The sequence below is a fragment of the Mycobacterium rhizamassiliense genome, from assembly GCF_900157375.1.
GTDB classification, from domain to species: Bacteria; Actinomycetota; Actinomycetes; order Mycobacteriales; family Mycobacteriaceae; genus Mycobacterium; species Mycobacterium rhizamassiliense.
Map to the genome: position 1 here is coordinate 1,203,761 of NZ_LT721901.1, position 23,382 is coordinate 1,227,142.

Here is a 23,382-nt window from a genome sequence, read left to right on the forward strand (position 1 = left end):
TGCTGCGTTGGTTTCGCAGGCGCCCACACAACTGTTGACACGGCGGAGCTTTACATACAGGTTATCGTGATCACCTTGCTGGGGAAGGTCCGGGACGGTATAAGCCTTCTCACAAGACCGATTCAGAAGCCCCGAAAGCATCCTTGAACACGTTCAACGGGCCCTCGAAGGATTATTCGTCAGCCTCGGCGGATTCCTCTGCACAGTTCTCGGGGAGGGGTATACCCGGTTCGCCCAGTTCTGCACCCACGGCGTCCAGCGCGGCCTGCAGCGTAGGCATCTCCCGGTCGCGCACCGCAGCGGCCCGCGCGGAGGCGATCGCATGCGCGCGCAGTTCGGCGTCGATGGCGCTGACCTGGTCGGATACCTGCGCGCCCTCCGCTTCGTCGCGGGAGTTCAGCTCGGTGGTCAGCACCGATTCGGCGGCCAGCACACGGGTGGCGACCAGCTCCTCGACCGTCGAATGCAGCGACGAGGTCACATCGCCGGCCCAGCGGTCCAGCAACGCCCGATCACGCAGCAGGCTGCGCAGGTTGACCACCAGGAAGGTGACGCCCAGGCCGATCGCCACGCACGCCACGGCCGCCGCGATCTCGAGCAGCGGGCTGAGCCTCGCCAGCACACCGGCCATCAACCGGCTCAGCGTCAGCGCCACCCCGAGCCCGAACCCGGCGCCCAGCAGCAACATCAGCCAGCTCTCCTGGCGGCGCGCCTTCAGCGGCGGGGGCGCGACGTCGATCGTCGGCAGCGCCTCGAGCGGCGGCAGCGCCATCGCCACCCCGACCGCGTCGGCGACGTCGTCGAGTTGGGTGGCGACGCCGTCGCTGACCTCGGTCACCACCGCGGTCGCCCGTTCCCGGGTGTGCGCCTCGAAGCCGGGCATCGTGCGCCGCGACAGCTGCGCGGCGTCCGCCTGCAATTCACTGCGCACCGACGAGCATCGGTTGCGCGCGAAGTGAGACAGCTGGACCTGCGCCTGCTGGATCTGGCCGCGCAGCGCGACGGAGCGCTCGGACTTCGCCTGCCGCCGCTGGCGCAGGGCTTCGCTGCGCTCCTCGCGCAACGCGTCGACCCGCGCCTGCCTGCCGGCGCCCTCGGCGTCGCGCTCGAAGCGCTGCGCCACGTTCTGCAGCCGGGATTCCCACGCCCGCAATCTGTTTCGACGCGCGACCTGAGGGTCGGCGAGCTGCGCCGAGACGGCATCGACGACGTCGTCCAGAATCGGTTCACCCAGGTCGGGCGCCGCCGCCACCCCGACCCAGGGCACCTTGGCGTAGCGCGGCGCGTGCGCGGCCAGCGTGTCGCGGTTGGCGCTCAGCACGTCGCGCCAGTTGCGGTGCACGTCGATCTTGGAGACCACGCCGATGGCCACGTCGGTGTGCTCGACGGCGGCATCCAGCAGCACGCAATCCGATTCGGTCAGTTCTGCCGCCGCGGACACCACGAAGATCACCGCCATCGGCGCCTCGCCAGGGCTCAGCTCGGCCGGCTCGGCGAAGGTGTGCTGGGGCAGCCGCTCGGCCAGCGCCGCGACCAGCCCGGTGACCCCTGCCATCCACGGGCCGGTCACCAGCACGACGTCGCGGCGGCTGACGGCCGGCGAGTCCAGCCGTGGGCCGATCGCGGTCACCAGGGCGTCCACCTCGGCGGCGGGATCCTCGTCGCTCACCGTGACTCCGCGTGCGGCTCGGGCAATGACCCGCAGGTCTGCGACCACAGCCGCAGCGACCCCCTGGCGATGTCGGCGCCGCAGGCCCGGTGCAGGTCGCTGACCGGTCCGCGGCTGTAGCGCTGCCAGCGTGCCGCCCGCGGCAGGTGCTCGGCCGGCTCGTCGCAGCGCCCGACGTCCAGCCCGGCCGCCTCGGCGAGGTCGACCGCGGCGGCCATCCGCGCGACCACGGTGTCGTCGTGGGAGAGGAAGGCACCGATCCGCTCCCACGACCCGGTTTGGCCGACGGCCAACGCCTCTAATTCCGCGACGGCGTCGAGCAGGCGCTGGTAGCGGACCTCGGCGCCCAGCGCTGTCACCCGGGCCACGACGGCGTCGATGCCGCTCATCCGCCGCAGCAGGGCCGCGACCTGTGCCCGCGTCCTGCCCCGCCGGGCCGCGGCGACGGCCAGCGCGGTGCCGAACAGGTCCAGGGTTTCCAGCAGGTGCCGGCGCTCGCCGGCCGGCACCGAATTCTTCGCCGCCAGGAAGCCGTCGAAGGAGTCGTCGAGGGCTTCGGCGCCGCCGGGCTCGGCGGCCAGGGTTCGCAGCGCCGCCCACGACGTCTCGTTCAGGCCCTCGAGCGCGGCGACGGCCAGCAGGCCGATCATCGGCTCGACCGGAACCCCGACCAGCCCGCCCAGTTCGGCGCAGCGGGTGCGAGCCGCCGCGATCGGTTCGTCGCCGGTGCGCCCCGACAGCGAGCCGGCCAGGTCGGCCTTGTTCAGCACCGCCACCAGCGGCTGCCGAGCCGCGGCGATCGCGTCGGCGTCCTCAGGCTTCAGCACTTCCGCGGTGACGTGGACGACGACGTCGACATCCTTGCCGGCCGCGCGGGCCGACGGGTGCACGCTGATCCCCGCCGCTGCGGCCCCGCCGAGGGCGCGGGCCACGGTCCCGCGACCCACTCCCCGCCTGCCGTGGACGCCCACCCGCAGCGGCGCGGCGGCGCGCTCGGCGATCGCGGTCACGCGGGCGTCGGGGTGCCCGGCGGCGAAGCGCTTCAGCTCGTCAACGAAAATCTGGTGCCCCTGTCCATTGCGGTCCGCCCGATCCGGGCGATCCATATATGAGTGCCGCGAGGGGGATCGGGTTCCACCGAATGGTGGCACCTGTGTCATCGAGATGCGAGCCACTGTTTATCAGTTACCAGTTGAAGGCAACTGTTGGATATCAATCTGGAACAGGGGCGGCTACATCGGGGGTTAATGCGCCACCATGGACAAATGCATGCGCAACCCGGAGTCGGGACACGTCCCGACACGCCGGTGGAGGCGGAGGCCGGTGAGGACATGAATTCAGCACCGGATCCCGACGCGCCTCGGCATGGCTATCTCCCCGCCTCGAGCTTCCGCTCCCGGCGGTCCACCCTGTCCGGCGGCCAGCGCGACACGTGGGAGCGGCTGTGGCCGGAACTCGGCCTCGCCGAGCTCCCCGAGGACTACGCGCCGCTGGACACCGCCGCGTGGTTTGGCCGCACGGCACCGGTAGTGCTCGAAATCGGCTGCGGCAGCGGCACGTCGACGCTGGCCATGGCGCAGCAAGAGCCGGGCATCGACGTGATCGCGGTGGAGGTCTACAAGCGCGGGCTGGCGCAGCTGCTGTCCTCGATGGACCGCGAAGGGGTGCGCAACATCCGGCTGATCCGCGGCAACGGCATCGACGTCCTGCGCCATCTGATCGGCCCGGCCTCGTTGACCGGGGTACGGGTGTTTTTCCCCGACCCGTGGCCCAAGGCTCGGCACCACAAACGCCGATTCCTGCAAACATTCACGGTTGGCCTGATCGCAGACCGGTTACTCCCCGGAGGTGTCCTGCACGCCGCGACGGACCACCCCGGCTATGCCGAGCAGATCGCCGAAGTCGGCGATGCCGAATCCCGGTTGCGTCGCGTCGATCCCGGCAGTGCGCTGCCGATCTCGGTCGCCCGCCCGACGACCAAATACGAGATGAAGGCCCAAGAAGCGGGCAGCTCCGTGACCGAGTTGATTTGGGAAAAGCGACGTTGATCTGGGAAAAGCGATGAGTATGAGCCTCACAGAAGCAGGGACCACACCGGCACCCGGAAACCTCGCGGCCCCGGAGGCGGTCACCGGTGGCAATGCCGGGGCCCCCGACGATCTCGACTCCCCGCCGGGCCGCGTGCTGCTGGTGTGGGACGCCCCCAACCTCGACATGGGGCTCGGCTCGATCCTGGGCCGCCGGCCGACCGCGCTGGAACGTCCCCGCTTCGACGCGCTGGGCCGGTGGCTGCTGGCCCGCACCGCGGAGGTCAGCTCCGGGCACCCCGGCGCCGTAGTCGAGCCCGAGGCCACCGTCTTCACCAACATCGCGCCCGGTAGCGCCGACGTCGTTCGACCGTGGGTCGATGCCTTGCGTAACGTGGGATTTGCGGTCTTCGCCAAGCCGAAGATCGATGAAGACAGCGATGTGGACCGCGACATGCTCGACCACATCGAACAGCGGCGGCAGGAGGGACTCGCGGCGCTGGTCGTGGCATCCGCAGACGGACAGGCATTTCGCCAGCCGCTGGAGGACATCGCGCGCGCCGGGATGGGGGAAATTCCGGTCCAGGTGATCGGATTTCGCGAGCATGCCAGTTGGGCACTAGCGTCGGATACCTTGGAATTCGTCGACCTGGAAGACATCGACGGTGTTTTCCGGGAACCGTTGCCGCGGATCGGCCTTGATTCGCTGCCTGACCAGGGAGCGTGGCTGCAGCCGTTCCGGCCGCTGTCCGCGCTATTAGCCGCGCGTGTGTGACACTGGAAAACCAACACGCGGGTCGTTAGCGATCCAGTAAGGAGCTTACGTGTTCGCCTGGTGGGGTCGAACCGTGTACCGATACCGGTACATCGTGATCGGGGTCATGGTGGCCCTGTGCCTCGGCAGCGGCATCTTCGGCCTGAGCTTGGGCAAACACGTCACGCAGAGCGGTTTCTACGACGACGGCAGTCAGTCCGTCAAGGCTTCAATACTGGGCGACAAGACCTACGGCCGCGACCGCACCGCCCAGATCGTGGCGACCTTCACCGCTCCCGACGGCAAGACCGTCGACGACCCGGCGTGGCATCAGCAGACCGTCGACGAGCTGAACAAGTTCGTCAAGGACCACCCCGACCAGGTGCTCGGCTGGGCAGGCTGGCTGGCGTTGCCCCCCGGCGCCGAGGCCCCCAACGCGCAGATCAAGGGGATGGCGACCGAGGACAAGAAGCACACGTTCGTCACCATCCCGCTCAAGGGCGACGACGACGACTCCATCCTGACCAACTACAAGGCCATCGCCCCCGACCTGCAGAAGCTGGAGGGCGGCAAGATCGAGCTCGCCGGCCTGGAACCGATCGCCAACGCCCTGACCGGCACCATCGCGACCGACCAGAAACGGATGGAGGTGCTGGCGCTGCCGCTGGTGGCGGTGGTGTTGTTCCTGGTGTTCGGCGGCGCGGTCGCCGCCGGCCTGCCCGTCATCGTGGGTGGGCTCAGCATCGCGGGCGCGACGGGCATCCTGCGGTTCGTCGCGATGTTCGGGCCGGTGTCTTTCTTCGCCCAGCCAGTGGTCTCGCTGATCGGTCTCGGTATCGCCATCGATTACGGGCTTTTCATCGTGAGCCGGTTCCGGGAAGAGATCGCGGAGGGCTACGACACCGAGGCCGCCGTCCGGCGCACGGTGATGACGGCCGGGCGCACCATCGTCTTCTCGGCCGTGCTGATCATCGCGTCCAGCGCCAGTCTGCTGGTGCTGCCGCAGGGCTTCGTACATGGGCTGACTTACGCGATCTTCGCGGCGGTCGGATTCGCTGCCGTGCTGTCGATCACCTTCCTGCCGGCCGCCCTGGGCATCCTCGGCCGCAACGTCGACGCACTGGGCGTGCGGACCGCGTTCCGGGTGCCGTTCCTGCGTAACTGGAAGTACTCGCGCGCCTACCTGAACTGGCTGGCGGACCGGCTGCAGAAGACCAAGACCCGCGAAGAGGTCGAGGCCGGCTTCTGGGGCAACCTGGTCAACTGGGTGATGAAGCGACCACTGGCGTTCGCCATCCCCATCGCCGTCGGCATGATCCTGCTGGTCATCCCGCTCGGCAACCTCTCGCTCGGCGGCATGAGCGAGAAATACCTGCCACCCGACAACGCCGTGCGCCTGGCGCAGGAGCATTTTGACAAGAATTTCCCCGGGTACCGCACCGAGCAGCTGACCGTGGTGATCGAGAGCAACAACCACACCAAGGTCACCGACCAGCAGGTCGCCGACATTCGTAGCAGGATCTCGGGAATCGGCGGCTTCACCGACAAGACGTGGGAGGAGCGGCCGTGCCCGGTGATCGCCGGCAACCCCTGCGCCTCTGGGCCGAACGGGACGACGCAGCCCAAGGACGACTCGGTGCGGGTGATCCAAAATGGGCTGGTCAACAAGAACGACGCCACCAAGAAGATCCAGGACTTGCGGGCGATCAACCCCCCCAAGGGGCTGACCCTGGTGGTCGGCGGCACGCCCGCGCTGGAGCAGGACAGCATCCACAGCCTGTTCGATAAGGCCCCGTTGATGCTGGTGCTGCTGCTCAGCGCCACCCTGGTGCTGATGTTCCTGGCGTTCGGCTCGGTGGTGTTGCCGATCAAGGCCGCGCTGATGAGCGCGCTGACGATCGGTTCCACGCTGGGCATCCTGACCTGGATCTTCGTCGACGGACACTTCTCGAACGTGCTGAACTTCACCCCGACGTCGCTGATGGTGGTCATCATCGCCCTGGTCGTCGCGGTGGGCTTCGGGCTGGCCACCGACTACGAGGTGTTCCTGGTGTCCCGCATGGTCGAGGCCCGCGAGCGGGGCATGTCGACTGCCGAGGCGATCCGGATCGGCACCGCGACCACCGGGCGCCTGATCACGGCCGCGGCGCTGGTGCTGGCCGTGGTGGCGGGCTCGTTCGTGTTCTCGGACCTGGTGCTGATGAAATACCTGGCATTCGGCCTGATGGCGGCGCTGCTGCTGGACGCGACCGTGGTCCGGATGTTCCTGGTGCCGTCGGTGATGAAGCTGCTCGGCGACGACTGCTGGTGGGCGCCGCGCTGGGCCAGGCGGCTGCAGAACCGCATCGGCCTCGGCGAGATCGACCTGCCCGACGAGCGCAAGCGGCCCACGGTCAACGGCCGGCCGGCCCGCCCGCCGGTGGCCGCCAGCCTGGTCGCCGCGAAGCCCCGCCCGGCTCACGACCCCACCCATCCCGGCGGTCCGCCGGAGCCGTCGCGCGCGATCCGTCCCGGCCCATCCGGCCAGCCCGAGGCCAAGCCGGCCCCGGAACCGCCGTCGGGCGCAAGCACCACGCGCATCCAGACCAAGCCCAGCCAGCCGACCGAAGCGCAGACGTCGCGGCTGTCGGTGCCAGGTAACTCCGCGCCGCCCGCCGCGCCGCGCCCGGCCGCGCCGTCGGACGGTCAGACCCGGGCCATGCCGGTGCCACACACCCGTGAGGTGAACGGCGACCCGGCCGACCCGACCGCGCGTCCCGAGGGCAACGAGTCCGACGCCGCCACCGAAAAGTTCAGCGCCCACGGCAAGGGCGACAACGGCGAGGATCCGCGTCCGCGGCGCCGCGCCGGCGGCGGGGTGTCCGCCCAGGATCTGCTGCGCCGCGAGGGCCGGCTATAAAACCCGAAAGCCGGTAGAGCTCAACCGGATTCGTCCTGCGGATGGTCCGGCTTGGCGCGGATGATGGCTTTGTCGTCGTCGTCCTCGGCCTGCTTCTCCGCTTCGGCCTCCGGGTCGCGCGCGAGCAGCACCTGGATCGCGTTGTTGAGGAAGGCCACCGTCGGAACCGCCAGCAGGGCGCCTACGATGCCGGCCAGCACGCCGCCGGTGGTGATGGCCAGCACCACCCCGAGCGGATGAATCGAGACGGCGCGGCCCATCACCAGCGGCTGCAGGATGTGCGCCTCCAGCTGGTTGATCAGGATCAGCAGGCCCAGCGTGAGCAGCGCGTACACGATCCCCTTCGCCAGCAGCGCGACCACCACGGCCACCAGACCCGAGACCAGGGCACCGATCAGCGGGATGAAGGCACCGAGGAACACCACCGACGCCAGCGGCAGTGCCAGCGGGACACCCATGATCGCCAGCCCGGTCCCGACGCCGGCGGCGTCGGTCAGCGCCACCAGGAACGTCGCGCGCACGTAGCCGATCAGCGACCCGTAGCCCGCGATGCCCGCCTCGTGCACGCGGTTCCGGACCCCGGCCGGGAAGATCTTGATCACGTACTCCCAGATGTTGCGGCCGCCGTACAGGAAGAAGATCAGCGTGAACAGCACCAGCACCGCGGCGGTGACCAGCTCGGTGACCGTCGCCGCCGTGGAGATCGCGCCGCTGGTCAGCTTGGCCTGATTGTTATGCAGCGCCTGGATCGCCGCGTTGCCCGCGCTGTCGATCTGCTCGTTGCGCAGGTGCAGCGGGCCGTTGACCAGCCATCTGCGGGTGGAGTCGATGCTGCGGCTGACCTGCTCGACCAGGTCGGGGGCGCCGTCGATGAACTGCAGGACCACGAACGCCAAGATGCCGCCGAGCACCGCGAATCCGCTGAACAGGACCAGCGACACCGCGCCGCCGCGCGGCAGGCCGTGCCGATCCAGCCAGTCCACCCCGGGTAGCAGCAACGCACTGAGCATCAGCGCCAGCAGCACCGGCACCACGATCACTTCGAGCTTGGAGACCACCCACAGCAACGCCACCGCGGCGAGCAGGATGACCAGAAGTCGCCACGCCCAGGCCGCGGTTTTGCGAACGAGCGGTTCGACCGAATCGGCATCGACGTTTGCTGTCATTTGGCAAGCCTATCTGGCGTGGTACGCCTGGTCGGGTGCCATGAAGCCGGCACAATCCGGTTACGACCGCAGAACTTCCACGACACGGCCGGAGCTGCGCGCCGCGAGCCGCACCACCTGCACGGTTACCCTAAAACGCGTGTCGTATGACGCAGCCGCAAGCAAAATCGATTTTCCGCGCGAAGAGACGCCGCGCGGCAAGTACTGGTGGCTGCGCTGGGTGGTGCTCGGCATCGTCGCGATCGTGCTCGCCGTCGAGGTCTCACTGGGCTGGAATCAGCTGGCCAAAGGCTGGATCAGCCTGTACGAAGCCAACTGGTGGTGGCTGTTCGCGGCGGTGTTGGCCGCGGCCGCCAGCATGCACAGCTTCGCCCAAATCCAGCGCACCCTGCTGAAGTCCGCCGGGGTGCACGTCAACCAGTTGCGCTCCGAGGCCGCGTTCTACGCCGCGAATTCGCTGAGCACCACGCTGCCCGGCGGGCCGGTGCTCTCGACGACGTTCCTGTTCCGGCAGCAACGCATGTGGGGCGCCTCGACGGTGGTGGCGTCCTGGCAGCTGGTGATGTCGGGCGTGTTGCAAGCCGTCGGGTTGGCGCTGCTCGGGCTGGGTGGCGCGTTGTTCCTCGGCGCGAAGAACAACCCCTTCTCGCTGTTGTTCACGCTCGGCGGTTTCGTCGCGTTGCTGTTGCTGGCGCAGGCGGTGGCATCGCGGCCGGAGCTGATCGACGGGATGGGCACGCGCCTGCTGGCGTGGGCCAACTCGGTGCGCGGCAAACCCGCCGACACCGGCCTGGCGAAGTGGCGCGAGACGCTGATGCAGCTCGAGTCGGTGAGCCTGGGCCGGCGCGACCTGGGGGTGGCGTTCAGCTGGTCGATGTTCAACTGGATCGCCGACGTGGCCTGCCTCGCCTTCGCCGCGTACGCGGCGGGCGACCACGCGTCGGTGGCGGGGCTGACGGTCGCCTACGCGGCCGCGCGCGCCGTCGGCACGATCCCGCTGATGCCCGGCGGGCTGCTGGTGGTCGAGGCAGTGCTGGTGCCGGGCCTGGTATCCAGCGGAATGTCGTTGCCCAACGCCATTTCCGCGATGCTGCTCTACCGGCTGATCAGCTGGCTGCTCATCTCCGCGGTCGGCTGGGTGGTGTTCTTCTTCGTCTTCCGTACCGAGAAGGTCGCCAGCTCCGACGACGATTCGCCGACCGGCCCGCTGCCCATCCTGCAGATCCCGCAGCCCTGGAACGATCCGACGGAGACCGCGCTGCAGGGCCCGCTACCGCCGCCCGAGGAAGCACTCGACCGAACGGCCGACAGCGATCTCTAGCCGAGGTTGCGGCTTGCCTTCATCGAGTAACTCCTGAGTTTGCGGGGCCGGCCGAGTTCGCGACAGCCGCAACCGATTGCGATAGACCAGACGCGGCGCCCCCAGGAACCCCGCGGACCCCCGCGGACATGCGACATCCCGCCATTCGGACCGCCGCGGCGCCCACCCGGATCCGTCTTGATAACCGGTTCACAACGAGTTGATCGCGTCTTGGCTACGGGGGCGTCTGCGCAGCTCAGGAAGTTTCCAACCCCGCATATTCCATAGGCTGCTGCGGTATTCTCGCGAACACGCGTAGCGCCAGATAACCGGGGAGTGACGACATCCAGCAGTTCATGATGCGCCTGAGCCGCAGCCTGCGCAGGTACCGGTGGTTGGTCTTCGCAGGCTGGTTGCTGGCATTGGTGCCCGCCGTCTATCTGGTGATGACGGAGTCGGGGAACCTCACCGGCGGTGGCTTCGAGGTGGCCGGATCGCAATCGCTGCAGGTGCACGATCAGCTCCAGGAGCAGTATCACGACCTGGGTGCTTCCTCGCTGGCGCTGGTGGCCGCGCCCCGCCCGGATGCCACCTATCAGGACATCAACGACGCGGTGGCGCAGCTGCGACAGATCGCCAGCGAGCTGCCCGGCGTGACGGAGAAGCCCAACCCCACCGAGCGGGCGCCGCAACCCGACCGGCCCTACGTGGTGACGCTGCGGCTGGACCCCACCAACTCCGGCACCAGCGACGTCGCCAAGCAGCTGCGCAAGAAGGTCGGCGTCAACGGCGATCAGTCCGGGCAGACCGAGAACGGCCGGGTGCGGCTCTACGTCATCGGTCAGGGTGCGCTGTCCGCCGCCGCGGCCGCCAACACCAAACATGACATCGCCAAGGCCGAGAGCTGGAACCTGCCGATCATCCTGATCGTCCTGCTCGCCGTGTTCGGTTCGCTGGCCGCCGCGGCGATCCCGCTGGCGCTGGGCGTCTGCACGGTCGCGGTCACGATGGGACTGGTCTATCTGTTGTCGGCGTTCACCACCATGTCGGTGTTCGTCACGTCGACGGTGTCCATGTTCGGCATCGCGCTCGCGGTCGACTACTCCCTGTTCATCCTGATGCGCTTCCGCGAGGAACTGCGCACCGGCCGCGAGCCGCGCGAGGCCGTCGACGCCGCGATGGCCACCTCCGGGCTGGCGGTGGTGCTGTCCGGGATGACCGTCGTCGCCTCCCTCACCGGCATCTACCTGATCAACACCCCGGCGCTGAAGTCGATGGCCACCGGCGCGATCCTGGCCGTCGCGGTCGCGATGCTGACCTCGACCACCCTGACGCCCGCGGTGCTGGCGACGTTCGGGCGCTCGGCCGCCAAGCGGTCGGCGCTGCTGCACTGGTCGCGCCGGCCGGAGAGCACGCAGTCGCGGTTCTGGAACCGCTGGGTCGGGTTCGTGATGCGCCGGCCGTGGATCACGGCGGTCGCCGCGTCGACGGTGCTGCTAGTCATGGCGTTGCCGGCCGCGTCGATGGTGCTGGGCAACAGCCTGCTGCGCCAATTCGATTCCTCGCACGAGATCCGCGCCGGGGTTTCCGCGGCCTCGCAGGCGCTCGGGCCCGGTGCCCAGGGCCCGGTCCAGGTCTTGGTGTCCTACCGAGGCGGCGGGCCCGCATCCGAGCACGCCAAATCCCTCGACGCGATCCGGCACCGCATGACGCAGGCACCCAACGTCATCACGGTGACCCAGCCGGCGTTCGCCGACGACAACACCAGCGCGCTGCTGACCGCGGTGTTGTCGGTCGACCCCGAGGACATGGGCGCACGGCACACGGTCGACTGGATGCGCAGCGAGCTGGCCAAGGTCCCCGGGGACGGCACGGCGCACATCGACGTCGGCGGCTCCACCGCGCTGATCAAGGATTTCGATGACCGCGTCTCGGCCACCGAGCCGCTGGTGCTGGCGTTCGTCGCCCTGATCGCGTTCGTGATGCTGCTGGTCTCCATCCACTCGGTGTTCCTGGCGCTCAAGGGCGTGCTGATGACGCTGCTGTCGGTGGCGGCCGCCTACGGCAGCCTGGTGGTGATCTTCCAGTGGGGCTGGCTGTCCGATCTCGGCTTCGCGCACATCAGCTCGATCGACAGCACCGTTCCCCCGCTGGTGCTGGCCATGACGTTCGGCCTGTCGATGGACTACGAGATCTTCCTGCTCACCCGCATCCGGGAGCGGTTCCTGCACACCGGCAACACCCGCGACGCCGTCGCCTACGGCGTGAGCACCAGCGCCCGCACCATCACCAGCGCGGCGCTGATCATGATCGCGGTCTTCGTCGGGTTCGCGTTCGCCGGCATGCCGCTGGTCGCCGAGATCGGCGTGGCCTGCGCGGTCGCGATCGCGGTCGACGCCACCGTGGTGCGGTTGGTCCTGGTGCCCGCGCTGATGGCGATGTTCGCCCAGTGGAACTGGTGGCTGCCCGGCTGGCTGCGCCGCGTGCTGCCGTCGGTCGACTTCGACCGGCCGCTGCCCGAGGTCGACCTCGCCGACGTCATCGTCATCCCCGACGACATCTCCGCGCTCACCGCGCCGTCGGCGGACCTGCGCATGGTGCTCAAGTCGGCCGCCAAGCTCCGGCACCTCGCGCCCGACGCCATCTGCGTGGCCGACCCGCTGGCATTCACCGGCTGCGGACGCAACAAGGGCACCGACGACGGACGCGGCCTGGGCCCCGGCGACATTCCCCACCAGGTCAACATCACCGACGACGTCGTCGCGGTCAGCGTGGGCCCGGCCGAGGCGAAGAACGGCAGCAACGGCCAACCCAGGGCGCAGTCCGGGGCGAAGAAACTGGTCGGCGGCCTGGCCTCGCGCAACGGCATCGCCCGCGCGATCGCCGGGAGCGGCCGGCCGATCCACCCCGTTACGCTCTGGCGGGGGCGGCTGTCGGTCGCCATCGACGCGCTGGAAAACCAGAAGGCGGCGAAGCGCAGCCACACCGACCGGCCGCGGTACGAGCGGCGCAGCCCGGTGGAGACCACGCACGTGCAGTTGCCGACCGGCGACCGGCTGCAGGTTCCGACCGGCGCCGAGACCCTGCGCCTCAAGGGCTACCTAATCATGAGCCGTAACAGCAGCCGCGATTTCGCCGATTTCGCTGACATGGTCGACACCCTGGAACCGGAGACCGCCGCCTTCGTCCTGGCCGGAATGGACAGGTACTACCGTTGCCAATCGTCCAGGCAGCAGTGGATCGCCTCCCAGTTGGTCCGCCGGCTGGCGGATCCGGATCCCGCCGATTACACCGACGAGCCAGAATTTCAGGAAGACTGGGACGAGGTCCGGCAGCGCTGCATGTCGGTGGCCGTGGCAATGCTGGAGGAGGCGAGGTGACGTTGGCACCCGACCGACGCCGCGCGCTGCCCCCCCAGCGGCCCGCGTTTGACAGGAACCGCCCACCCGCCGAGACGGATCAGCCGGTGGAGTTCTGGCCGACCTCGGCCATCCGCTCGGCGATGCAGGGCGGCGACATCGACACCTGGAAGCGCATCGCCGCGGCGCTGAAGCGCGACCCGTACGGGCGCACCGCCCGCCAGGTCGAGGAAGTGCTCGAGGGAGGCCGCCCGTACGGCATCTCCAAGGCGCTGTGGGAGGTGCTTGAGCGCGCCCGCGTCCACCTCGACGCCAACGAGCGCGCCGAGGTCGCCCGCCACGTGCGGCTGTTGATCGAGCGCTCGGGCCTCAACGCGCAGGAATTCGCCGCCCGCATCGGGGTGGCCCCCGACGACCTGGCGACCTACCTCGAGGGCAGCGTCAGCCCGTCCGCCTCGTTGATGATCCGCATCCGCCGGTTGTCGGACCGGTTCGTGAAGGCCAACACCGAGCGGTCGCCCGAAGCCAACTGAGCTACGCCCTGATCGGCACCACGTCGGACACCAGCCAGGTGCCGCCGCGCTTGGTCAGCGCCACCCGCAGCGTCGGCGCCGCCTGACTCGGCGGCTGCCCCGGCACGTTCTGCACGACCCGAAGGATGACCGCGACGCTGGCCGCCGTCGGCCCGAGCGCCTCGACGCCGGCCGCCAGCGCGGTCGCCTGCGCAGAACCGTTGCGCTGCGCCAGATCCGCGCTCGACTTCTGGTATTGCTCCTTGAACGCGCCCGCATGCTCGGGCACCATCATCGCCGCGGCCCGATCGATCGCGTTGCTCGGTGCGCCCGGCGCGAACGTCCCCAACGACTCCGAGATCCCGGTCGCGATCTGGACCACCTCGCGGGAATCCTTCTTGAAGTCGCGATCCGGCGTCGTCCAGTGCGTGTACTCGGTCAGCACCGCCGCGGTCAGCGCGGCCGTGCACAGGAACACCACCGCCAACCGCAACCCGGGCGCCTCGTCGTCGGTGCCCACGCTCACCGAATCGCGGCGCAGCAGCCAGAAATTGATCGCGACGGCCTCGGCGATGAGCACCAGCAGCACCGAGCACGCCGACACCCACCACAACGGCCAGCCGAGCACCAGCCCGACCATCAACAGCGCGCCGACGGCGGCCAGCGGGGCCACGATGTCGAACGCCAGCAGGCGCAACAGGTTTCTCATCTGATCGACTCCAGCTTGGAGATCATCAGCTTGCCGTCCACGTTGGACACGTCCAGCCGCAGGTTCCAGTGCACCGTCTGCGGCTTGGCGCCGGCGTTCTCGCTCACCGAGGTCGCGACGACCATCACCGAGTCGGTCCGCGAGGCGAACGGTGGCAGCTTGGTGGTGACCACGGGCCGCGGAACACCGGGCCGGGTGTCCAGGTCGCGGTGCACGGTGTCGATCGCGACGGCCTCGAGCTGGCCGCTGCTGTGCGACTGCAGCTTCTCGACCACCTGCCGGTAGGGCTGCACGGCCGCATCGAAGTCGGTGTTGAGTTCGCCGACGGTGCCGTCGTGCAGTCGCTGCAGGCTGTTGTCGACGTTGCCGCTGTTCATGTTGATCAGCACGCCCGTCCAGTCGGCCGCGGTCTGCATGACGCGGGTCTGGTACACGCGTTCCCCGGCGTCGCCGCGGTGCGCGGACCAAATGATCGCCCCGAGCACCATCGCGGCGACCGACAGCACGCCGAGCACCGCCGAGGCGATGCCGTAGTTGGACAGCACCGGGCCGTCGTGGGCCTCGACCTGGCCGGACTCGACCTCGGCCTCGTCGGCCTGGTCGGCCGCTTGCTCGCTTTGCTCGGCGTCGGGCATGGGCGCGAGGTTACCCGCGGCCCTCACAAGCCAGGCATGCCGGTTGCGCGGCACGCACCGCCCGCGCTGCCCGCGGCGCCCGCGCAGAAGATGGAAGGATGGCGGGGTGACGGATGCGGCAATTCGCTCGGGCATCGACCTGAGCTACCTCGACGACAACGCCCGACCCCAGGACGACCTGTTCGGTCATGTCAACGGCCGCTGGCTGGCCGACTACGACATCCCCGCCGACCGGGCCACCGACGGCGCGTTCCGCCATCTGTACGACCGCGCCGAGGAGCACGTGCGCGACCTGATCATCGGCGCCAGCGAGCAAGCCTCCGGCGACGGCACCGTGGACGGCGACGCGCAGCGCATCGGCGACCTCTACGCCAGCTTCCTCGACGAGGAAGCCGTGCAACGCCGCGGTGTCCAGCCGCTGCGCGACGAGCTGAGCGTCATCGACGCGGCCGCCGACCCCGCCGCACTGGCCGCGGCCATCGGCACCCTGCAGCGCACCGGGGTGGGTGGCGGCGTCGGCGTCTACATCGACACCGACGCGAAGAATTCGGCGCGCTACCTGGTGCACCTCAACCAGTCCGGCCTCGGCCTGCCCGACGAGTCGTACTACCGCGACCAGCAGCACGCCCAGGTGCTGGCGGCCTACCCAGAGCACATCGCGCGGATGTTCGGCCTGGTGTTCGGTGCGGGCGATCACGAGGAGACCGCGGCGCGCATCGTGGCGCTGGAGACCAAACTCGCCGGCGCGCACTGGGATGTCGTCAAGCGCCGCGATGCCGACCTCACCTACAACCTGCGCACCTTCGCCGAGCTGCAGAGCGAAGCACCGGGCTTCGACTGGGCCGGCTGGGTCGACGGGCTGGGCGGCACGCCGGCCGCGCTCGCGGAAGTGGTTGTGCGCCAACCCGGTTACTTCACCGCGTTCGCCGAGCTGTGGAACAGCGTCGAGCTCGACGACTGGAAGGACTGGGCGCGTTGGCGGCTGATCCGCGCCCGTGCGAATTGGCTGACCGACGACATCGTCGCCGCCGACTTCGACTTCTACGGCCGCATGCTGACCGGTGCCGAGCAGATCCGCGACCGCTGGAAGCGCGGCGTGTCGCTGGTGGAGAGCCTGATGGGCGATGCCGTCGGAAAGCTTTACGTGCAAAAGCATTTCCCGCCCGGCGCCAAGGCCCGGATCGACACGCTGGTGGGCAATCTACGGGAGGCCTATCGGCAGTCCATCAGCGAACTGGGCTGGATGACGCCGCAGACGCGGGAGCGCGCGCTGACCAAGCTGGACAAGTTCACCGCCAAGGTCGGCTACCCCGCCAAGTGGCGCGACTACTCGGCGCTGGTGATCGACCGCGGCGACCTGTACGGGAATTACCAGCGCGGCCACGCCGTCGAGCACGACCGCGAGCTGGCCAAGCTCGGCGGCCCGGTGGATCGCGACGAATGGTTCATGACGCCCCAGACCGTCAACGCGTATTACAACCCCGGGATGAACGAAATCGTCTTTCCCGCAGCCATTTTGCAGCCGCCGTTCTTCGACGCCGAGTCCGACGACGCCGCCAACTACGGTGGCATCGGCGCGGTCATCGGGCACGAGATCGGGCACGGCTTCGACGACCAGGGCGCCAAGTACGACGGCGACGGCAACCTGGTCGACTGGTGGACCGACGACGATCGCACCGAATTCAGTTCCCGCACAAAGGTTCTCATCGAGCAATACGAGGCCTACACGCCCAGGGGTCTCGACAACGGCCACCACGTCAACGGCGCATTCACCGTCGGGGAGAACATCGGCGATCTGGGCGGCCTGTCCATCGCGCTGCTGGCCTATCAGCTTTCGCTGAACGGCCGCCCCGCCCCGGTGATCGACGGCCTTACCGGTGTGCAGCGGGTGTTCTTCGGCTGGGCACAGGTGTGGCGCACCAAATCGCGTGACGCGGAGGCGATCCGGCGGTTGGCGATCGACCCGCACTCGCCGCCGGAGTTCCGCTGCAACGGCGTGCTGCGCAACATCGACGCCTTCTACGACGCCTTCGAGGTGGCCGAGGACGACGAGCTGTTCCTGGCGCCGCAGCGCCGGGTCAGGATCTGGAACTGACGCCCGCGGCTAGTTGACGATCCAGTCGCTGGAGCCGTCGTTCTTCTTGTACGAGCCGCCGCTGGAGTTCTTCACGATGATCGGGTCGCCCGGACCGAAGTTGTCGAAGAACCACTTGGCGTTGGTGGGGCTGATGTTGATGCAGCCGTGGCTGACGTCGCGCTTGCCCTGATCGTCCACCGACCACGGCGCGCTGTGCACGTAGTCGCCGACGTTGTCGAAGCGGACCGCGTCCTCCACCGTCACCTTGTAGCCGTAGGTCGAGTTGACCGGAACCCCGTAGGTCGAGGAGTCCATCACCACCGACGCCTTCTTGTCCTGCACGTAATAGGTGCCGTTGGGCGTTTGGTGATTACCCGACGTCATGCCCATCGACATCGGGAAGGTCTTCTCCACGGTGCCGTTACGCGTGATCGTCAGCTGGTGCGTGGCGTCGTCCGCCGTGGCGATCAGCTGGTCACCGGTGCGGAAGCTGGACTTGGTGCCGCCCGCGTCGATGTTCACCGCGGTGTTGGCCGGCCAGAAACTCAATGGGCGCCAACGCAATTGGGTCGGGGTCATCCAGTAGAACTTGCCGGGAACCGCCGGGATCGACGAGACGTGCACGGCGGCCTGGGCCGCGCCGGCGTCGTCGACGCGTCCGGGGAAGTTGATGATGATCGGCTGCGCGACACCCACCATCGAGCCGCCCTTCGGGACGAAGTTCGGCGGCCCGAACGGCGCGGGGCCGGTGAACGGCGTCGAGTCCTGCCCGTCGGCCGCCGGCGTTGCCACCGGCGGAGCCCACGGCGGCGGCGGAGGCGGAGCCCCGGGGTCACCTGGCGGCGGAGGCGGGGGTTGCATCGCGCGGCGACCACGCCGGGATCGCCGGGCGGCGGGTCGGGATCGGCCGCAGCGGGGCCGGTTCCCAGCACCAGCAGGACGGCCAAACCGCCTGCGTTCAGAGCCGCGAACAGACCCCTTTTAGACCAGGCCCTCGTCCAGCCCGACATACGCGCACCTCCAGTCAAGTCCTGACCAGTGTCCCATAGCGCGGCGACCAGCTACCTATTCCGAGGTCGTCACAAGCCCGGTCGAGCCCCGATTTAGCGGTGTTGAGCTGCGCCGTTATGAATCGTGTGAGCGTGTCGGCGCAAAGTCCAGCATCCGCTTGTTCGCGGCGACGCCCAGCAGCGCGACACCCATCAGGACCGCCGAAGCGGTCAGCATCTCCCTCAGCCCGACCTCGTAGAGCAGCCCACCGAACAGCGAGCCCGCCATGATGCCCACCTGGAACGCCGTCACGTACATGCCCGACGCCCCGTCCGGGTCGTCGGCGCCGGCGCGCATCGCCGCGGACTGCATCATCGGCGACACCGCGGCGGCCATGGCGCCCCACAACACGATCGCGGCGGTCCCGACCAAGACGGTCGCGGCGTTGGTGTCGACGTGGAAGGCCAACCCGGTCAGCACCACGAAGGGAACGGCCAGACCCGCCATGCAGACCAGGATCGCGCCCTTGGGCCGGCGGTCCAGCGGCCGGGCCACCAGCGGCACCGACAGCAGACCCGCCAGGCCGTAGGCGGCCAGCAGCCACGCCTGGTTGGGCCCGCGCACGCCGACCACGTCGCGGATGATCACCACGATGAAGGTGTAAGAGACGAAGTGACCGGTAACCGCGACCATCGCGAGCATGCTCACCTTGATCAACCGCGCGTTGCGGTGGTGGCGCGATCGCGGGCCCACGTAGAGCAACTGGTCTTCGGTGAGCACCATCAGCGGCAGCAGCAGCCACGCGGCGACGGTGACGACGGCCGCGGCCACCGTCACGCACACCACCGCCAGCCGCCAGCCCCACATCAGGCTCATCGCCGCGGTGAGCGGGCTGCCCACCACGAGCGCCAGGCTGGTGCCCAGATAGATCGACGTCGTGGCGCGGCCGGCGTGGCTCGGCGGCACCAGCCGGGTGGCGATCGGGGCGATCACCGCCCACAGCAGGCCATGGGTGAACGCGCAGAGCACCCGGCCCGCGGCCAACACCTCGAAGTTAGGCGCCAGCGCCGAAATGACCTGTGAGGCCGTCAGGCAGGTCAGGCTGAGCAGCAGTGTGCGCCGGCGCGGCCAGTGCGCGGTCCAGCGCACCAGCGGCACCGTGCTGAGCGCTGCGACCAGGGCGTACCAGGTCAGCAGCGTTCCCACGTAGACGACGCTGACGTGCAGGTCCCGCGAGATCGACGACAGCGCGCCCACCGGCAGGATCTCGGCGGTGACATAGGTGAAGGCCGCCGCGGCCAGGACAGCGAGCTGTGCGGCGATGCGTGGCGTCCACGTTCGCGCGGTGGCTGTGGCTGTTCCGGGTTCGGCAGTCATGGCGTCGGTGTCGGCCGGGTTCCCCAGTTCCTGGGTTGTCGTGCCTAATGCGATCACACTGCCTTACCGTACGGATCGCAACCAAGAGATCCCCCGACTTAGGGGGCGGACACGGGTCTCAACTACGTCACTGATCAGGAACGAACTAGCCGCGCGATGGCGGCCGATGCTTCGGCGAGCTTGGCCTGCGCCCTCTCCGGGGCCTCTGGCCCCTCCTCGGCGACCGCGCGGGTGACGCAGTGGCCCAGGTGCTCGTCCAGCAGGCCCAGGGCCACCGACCGCAGCGCGCTGTTCACGGCGCTGATCTGGGTGAGCACGTCGATGCAGTACTTGTCCTCGTCGATCATCCGCGCGATGCCGCGGACCTGACCCTCGATGCGGCGCAGCCGTTTTGCGTAGTTGTCCTTCTGCTCGGAATACCCGTGCGCAGTTGTCATCTGGCTCTCCGCCCGCCTCGCCGCTCCGTCAGTCCATCCAACGGTACCCCAGCGGGGTATAACCGGTGGAAATTCGCTTGTCAGGGCCGCGCATACTTGCAGGATGGTCCAGCCCCCTGATCAAGTCGACATCAAGCCCCGTAGTCGTGACGTCACCGATGGTCTGGAGAAGACCGCCGCCCGCGGCATGCTGCGCGCGGTAGGCATGGGCGACGAGGACTTCGCCAAGCCGCAGATCGGCGTCGCGTCGTCGTGGAACGAGATCACGCCGTGCAACCTGTCGCTCGACCGGCTGGCCAAGGCCGTCAAAGACGGCGTCTTTGCCGCGGGCGGCTATCCGCTGGAATTCGGCACCATCTCGGTGTCCGACGGCATCTCGATGGGCCACGAGGGTATGCACTTCTCACTGGTCTCCCGCGAGGTGATCGCCGACAGCGTCGAGACGGTGATGATGGCCGAGCGGCTGGACGGCTCGGTGCTGTTGGCCGGTTGCGACAAATCGCTGCCCGGCATGCTGATGGCCGCCGCCCGCCTGGACCTGGCGTCGGTGTTTCTCTACGCGGGCTCGATCCTGCCGGGCGTGGCCAAGCTTTCCGACGGCAGCGAGCGCGAGGTGACGATCATCGACGCGTTCGAGGCCGTCGGTGCGTGCTCGCGCGGGCTGATGTCGCGTGAGGACGTCGACGCGATCGAGCGGGCGATCTGCCCCGGCGAGGGCGCCTGCGGCGGCATGTACACCGCCAACACGATGGCCAGCGCCGCCGAGGCGCTAGGCATGTCGCTACCCGGCAGCGCGGCGCCCCCCGCCACCGACCGGCGCCGCGATGGATTCGCCCGGCGCAGTGGCGAGGCCGTCATCAATCTGCTGCGCCGCGGTATCACCGCCCGCGACATCCTCACCAAGGAGGCGTTCGAGAACGCGATCGCGGTGGTGATGGCGTTCGGCGGCTCGACCAATGCGGTGCTGCACCTGCTCGCCATCGCCCACGAGGCCGAGGTCGCGCTCACGCTCGAGGACTTCAGCCGGGTCGGCGCCAAGGTGCCGCACCTGGCCGACGTCAAGCCATTCGGCCGGCACGTGATGTCGCATGTCGACCACATCGGCGGCGTCCCCGTCATGATGAAGGCGCTGCTGGATGCGGGGCTGTTGCACGGCGACTGCCTGACGGTGACCGGGAAGACGATGGCCGAAAACCTGTCCGCCATCGCCCCGCCGGATCCCGACGGCAAGGTGCTACGTGCGATGAGCGACCCGATCCACCCGACGGGTGGGATCACCATCCTGCGCGGGTCGCTGGCGCCCGACGGCGCGGTGGTCAAGTCGGCCGGCTTCGACTCCGACGTGTTCGAAGGCACCGCAAGGGTTTTCGACGGCGAGCGGGCCGCGCTGGACGCCCTGGAGGACGGCACCATCACCAACGGCGACGCGGTGGTGATCCGCTACGAGGGCCCGAAGGGCGGCCCCGGCATGCGCGAGATGCTGGCCATCACCGGCGCGATCAAGGGAGCCGGGCTAGGCAAGGACGTGCTGCTGCTCACCGACGGCCGGTTCTCCGGAGGGACGACCGGCCTGTGCGTGGGGCACGTCGCGCCCGAGGCGGTCGACGCGGGGCCCATCGCCTTCCTGCGTGACGGCGACCGGATCCGGCTCGACGTGGCCAACGGCACGCTCGACGTGCTGGTAGACCCCGCCGAATTCGACTCTCGGCGTGCGGGTTTCACGCCTCCCCCGCCGCGCTACAAGACCGGCGTGCTGGCCAAGTACGTCAAGCTGGTCAGCTCGGCGGCGATCGGTGCGGTCTGCGGGTAGGCCGACGATGGCCCGCCGGGTGTGGGCCAGTGTTCCCACACCCGTTGTGGCCTAAGGGATTTTGATCCTATTCGTGTGTAGCGTCGGCGCGCGTGCGCATGCCGAAGTAGGTGGCGTGCAGACCCAGGAACGTCAGCAACGCACCCGCCACGACATTCGACCAGACCATGCTGGCCGTCGGTGCGGCGCCCGACACGACCCACGGCGAGACGACGACCCACAGGCCGAGCACCGGCATGGTCCAGGTCATGCCGTGCGAGCGGTCCAGCGTCGTCGCGAATCCGTAGGCCAGGAACGCCACCGCGATCCCGACAATAAGGTCAGACGTGCCAAGCGATGCCGTCGCGCTGAATCCGATGATCCACGGCGACACCGCGACGTACAGGCCCGTCAGCATCGCCAGACCGAAGGTGAAATGCGCACTCATCGATTCGGCGGCGCGCTCATAGCCCGCGCGCAGGGCCATCAAATCGGGGTGGTGATCGATTGATGAATGGACCGTACTCATTTTGCTACCTCTCTGTAAGGCAGCAAGCCCGTTATGCAACAGCCACTCTGGGCTCGCTGCAAGCCATCCATCTTTTTCCAGATTACGCCCGGTCACCGCACGTCAGCAATGAAAATCAGGCCCTTTTCGCCAAGGGGACCAGCAGGATTCGGCTACTTCACCGTCGCGAAGGCGAAGCCGTCCCATCCCTTAGCACCCACCGTCTGGATCACCGCGGTGTCCAGCCGTGGGTGCTCGCCCATCAGCTCCAGCGTCCGCCGGGTCGCCTGCACCCGCTCGTCCGCGGTTTCCGGCGTCAGGATCTGGCCGTCGCGAACGACGTTGTCCAGCACTATGACTGAGCCCGGGCGCGCCAACTTGATCGCCCATTCCAGGTAGCCGGGGTAGTTCTCCTTGTCGGCGTCGACGAACACCAGGTCGAAGGGGCCCCCGGTCACCGTCGGCAGGGTGTCGAGCGCGGCGCCGACCACCACCTCGACCCGGTCGGCGACGCCGGCCCGCTGCAGGTTGGCCCGGGCGAGCTCCGCGTGCTTGGGCTCGTACTCCAGCGTCACCACCCGTCCCTGCGGGCCCGCGCCCCGCGCCAGCCAAATCGTGCTGAAGCCACCGAGAGTGCCGATCTCGAGGATGCGGCGGGCCTGGATCGCCCCGGCCAGCAGCGACAGGAACTTGCCCTGCTGCGCCGACACCGCAATGTGCGGCAGCCCGGCCGCGTCGCTCGCCTCCAGCGCCGCGGTTAACACCGGGTCGTCGCCGATCATCGTGCTGTCCACGAAGGCGTCGACGTCCTGCGGGGAGGGGGTTTGGGTCATGGCGTCAACGCTAGCCGCGCGGGCCGCACCGCGCAGTAACGCCAGTTCAGCGCGCGCAGGCCCGTCGACACGCCTAGGTGGTATTTACTACATACCCGTATGGGGTATACAGTAACGAGGCCGGTGGATGCACCGGAATCCCTAACCAGACAAGGATGATTCACATGGCGCAATACGAAGAGGGAACTCTGCTGACCTGCGGTCACGACGGCTGTGGGTGTCGCGTCCGTATCGAGGTCGGATGCCACTGCTCGGGCTCGGGCCAGCAGTACACGTGCACCTGTGGCGACGCGTTGGTACCGGTCAGCTGACGCCCGGGCCGGTCGTGCGTTCCGTTAGGG

The 23,382-nt window shown here is 68.8% G+C and carries 18 protein-coding genes and 1 pseudogene; 9 read left to right on the forward strand and 10 right to left on the reverse strand.

Annotated elements, in window-relative coordinates; translation table 11 throughout:
- Positions 1-172: 172 nt before the first annotated feature.
- Both MRAB57_RS05945 and MRAB57_RS05950 read right to left on the reverse strand, forming a co-directional pair.
- Positions 173-1,669 (reverse strand): hypothetical protein, encoded by a 1,497-nt coding sequence (locus tag MRAB57_RS05945; RefSeq protein ID WP_077086751.1) that lies wholly within the window; start codon positions 1,667-1,669, stop codon positions 173-175.
- Positions 1,666-2,775 (reverse strand): P-loop NTPase family protein, encoded by a 1,110-nt coding sequence (locus MRAB57_RS05950; protein WP_077086752.1) that lies wholly within the window; start codon positions 2,773-2,775, stop codon positions 1,666-1,668. Before MRAB57_RS05950 ends, MRAB57_RS05945 begins: the two co-directional genes overlap by 4 nt.
- A gap of 141 nt (positions 2,776-2,916) precedes the next feature.
- Here MRAB57_RS05950 and trmB point away from each other — a divergent pair, with 141 nt between their 5' ends.
- The 3 genes from trmB to mmpL3 are packed head-to-tail and all read left to right on the forward strand — an operon-like array spanning position 2,917 to position 7,349.
- Positions 2,917-3,717: a tRNA (guanosine(46)-N7)-methyltransferase TrmB gene (trmB, locus tag MRAB57_RS05955; RefSeq protein ID WP_173813905.1), complete on the forward strand. Its 801-nt coding sequence runs from the start codon at positions 2,917-2,919 to the stop codon at positions 3,715-3,717.
- A 19-nt stretch (positions 3,718-3,736) separates the two neighbouring features.
- A complete protein-coding gene (locus tag MRAB57_RS05960) occupies positions 3,737-4,471 on the forward strand; it encodes a PIN domain-containing protein (RefSeq protein WP_077086754.1) in 735 nt (244 codons plus the stop codon).
- A gap of 49 nt (positions 4,472-4,520) precedes the next feature.
- The gene (gene mmpL3, locus MRAB57_RS05965) at positions 4,521-7,349 is read left to right on the forward strand and encodes a trehalose monomycolate exporter MmpL3 (RefSeq protein ID WP_083743310.1); all 2,829 of its coding nucleotides are present in this window, start codon (positions 4,521-4,523) and stop codon (positions 7,347-7,349) included.
- A gap of 20 nt (positions 7,350-7,369) precedes the next feature.
- Here mmpL3 and MRAB57_RS05970 read toward each other — a convergent pair whose 3' ends face one another.
- Positions 7,370-8,515, reverse strand: coding sequence for an AI-2E family transporter (locus MRAB57_RS05970; RefSeq protein WP_077086756.1), 1,146 nt, complete (start codon positions 8,513-8,515; stop codon positions 7,370-7,372).
- A gap of 139 nt (positions 8,516-8,654) precedes the next feature.
- Here MRAB57_RS05970 and MRAB57_RS05975 point away from each other — a divergent pair, with 139 nt between their 5' ends.
- From MRAB57_RS05975 to MRAB57_RS05985, 3 genes are all read left to right on the forward strand, one after another.
- Positions 8,655-9,836 carry a lysylphosphatidylglycerol synthase transmembrane domain-containing protein gene (locus tag MRAB57_RS05975; RefSeq protein ID WP_077086757.1) on the forward strand — a complete coding sequence of 394 codons (1,182 nt, stop codon included), beginning with the start codon at positions 8,655-8,657 and terminating at the stop codon, positions 9,834-9,836.
- 335 nt (positions 9,837-10,171) lie between these two features.
- Positions 10,172-13,195 carry an MMPL family transporter gene (locus tag MRAB57_RS05980; protein WP_077086758.1) on the forward strand — a complete coding sequence of 1,008 codons (3,024 nt, stop codon included), beginning with the start codon at positions 10,172-10,174 and terminating at the stop codon, positions 13,193-13,195.
- Entirely contained in the window at positions 13,192-13,707 is a 516-nt protein-coding gene (locus MRAB57_RS05985) for a transcriptional regulator (RefSeq protein ID WP_077086759.1), read from the forward strand. The genes MRAB57_RS05980 and MRAB57_RS05985 overlap by 4 nt, the downstream gene beginning before the upstream one ends.
- 1 nt (position 13,708) lies before the next feature.
- On the opposite strand, the gene MRAB57_RS05990 is transcribed toward MRAB57_RS05985, so the two are convergent.
- Both MRAB57_RS05990 and MRAB57_RS05995 read right to left on the reverse strand, forming a co-directional pair.
- Entirely contained in the window at positions 13,709-14,395 is a 687-nt protein-coding gene (locus tag MRAB57_RS05990) for a hypothetical protein (RefSeq protein ID WP_077086760.1), read from the reverse strand.
- Complete coding sequence (locus MRAB57_RS05995; RefSeq protein WP_077086761.1) at positions 14,392-15,030, reverse strand: hypothetical protein; 639 nt, start codon at positions 15,028-15,030, stop codon at positions 14,392-14,394. Before MRAB57_RS05995 ends, MRAB57_RS05990 begins: the two co-directional genes overlap by 4 nt.
- Positions 15,031-15,136: 106 nt before the next feature.
- On the opposite strand from MRAB57_RS05995, the gene MRAB57_RS06000 reads away from it, so the two are divergent.
- Positions 15,137-17,125, forward strand: a complete 1,989-nt coding sequence (locus MRAB57_RS06000; protein ID WP_077086762.1) for a M13 family metallopeptidase — start codon at positions 15,137-15,139, stop codon at positions 17,123-17,125.
- A 9-nt stretch (positions 17,126-17,134) separates the two neighbouring features.
- On the opposite strand, the pseudogene MRAB57_RS06005 reads toward MRAB57_RS06000, so the two are convergent.
- From MRAB57_RS06005 to ricR, 3 genes and pseudogenes are all read right to left on the reverse strand, one after another.
- Positions 17,135-18,117, reverse strand: a pseudogene (locus MRAB57_RS06005) (L,D-transpeptidase).
- A gap of 115 nt (positions 18,118-18,232) precedes the next feature.
- Positions 18,233-19,474, reverse strand: coding sequence for an MFS transporter (locus tag MRAB57_RS06010; RefSeq protein ID WP_077090411.1), 1,242 nt, complete (start codon positions 19,472-19,474; stop codon positions 18,233-18,235).
- Positions 19,475-19,608: 134 nt separating this feature from the next.
- Complete coding sequence (gene ricR, locus MRAB57_RS06015; protein WP_077086763.1) at positions 19,609-19,911, reverse strand: copper-sensing transcriptional repressor RicR; 303 nt, start codon at positions 19,909-19,911, stop codon at positions 19,609-19,611.
- Between the two features lie 103 nt (positions 19,912-20,014).
- Between ricR and ilvD the strand changes: the two genes are divergently transcribed.
- Positions 20,015-21,721, forward strand: coding sequence for a dihydroxy-acid dehydratase (gene ilvD, locus MRAB57_RS06020; protein ID WP_077086764.1), 1,707 nt, complete (start codon positions 20,015-20,017; stop codon positions 21,719-21,721).
- A gap of 67 nt (positions 21,722-21,788) precedes the next feature.
- On the opposite strand, the gene MRAB57_RS06025 is transcribed toward ilvD, so the two are convergent.
- Positions 21,789-22,229: an SPW repeat protein gene (locus MRAB57_RS06025; protein WP_077086765.1), complete on the reverse strand. Its 441-nt coding sequence runs from the start codon at positions 22,227-22,229 to the stop codon at positions 21,789-21,791.
- A 152-nt stretch (positions 22,230-22,381) separates the two neighbouring features.
- A complete protein-coding gene (locus MRAB57_RS06030) occupies positions 22,382-23,041 on the reverse strand; it encodes an O-methyltransferase (RefSeq protein ID WP_077086766.1) in 660 nt (219 codons plus the stop codon).
- Positions 23,042-23,196: 155 nt separating this feature from the next.
- Here MRAB57_RS06030 and mymT point away from each other — a divergent pair, with 155 nt between their 5' ends.
- On the forward strand, positions 23,197-23,352 hold the full coding sequence (mymT, locus tag MRAB57_RS29070; RefSeq protein WP_077086767.1) for a copper-binding metallothionein MymT: 156 nt from the start codon (positions 23,197-23,199) through the stop codon (positions 23,350-23,352).
- Positions 23,353-23,382: the final 30 nt, after the last annotated feature.